This is a genomic window from Citrobacter sp. TBCS-14, from assembly GCF_005280805.1.
In the GTDB taxonomy this organism is placed as follows: domain Bacteria; phylum Pseudomonadota; class Gammaproteobacteria; order Enterobacterales; family Enterobacteriaceae; genus Citrobacter; species Citrobacter gillenii.
In genome coordinates, this window is sequence record NZ_SZWM01000519.1 from 1 (window position 1) to 217 (window position 217).

1 protein-coding gene is annotated in these 217 nt (G+C 59.4%); it reads left to right on the plus strand.

The window, feature by feature from the left end; all coding sequences use genetic code 11:
• Window positions 1-217 (plus strand): fumarate hydratase C-terminal domain-containing protein (locus FDX22_RS19650; protein WP_186805359.1); only part of this gene is annotated, 217 nt, incomplete at both ends.

Here is a 217-nt window from a genome sequence, read left to right on the forward strand (position 1 = left end):
AGGTCTGCCGCAGTACGTGAAAGATCACCCGATCTACTACGCAGGCCCGGCGAAAACGCCGGCAGGTTACCCGTCCGGTTCTTTGGGTCCAACCACTGCGGGTCGTATGGACTCCTATGTTGACCTGCTGCAGTCCCATGGCGGCAGCATGATCATGCTGGCGAAAGGTAACCGCAGCCAACAAGTGACCGACGCCTGCCATAAACACGGCGGCTTC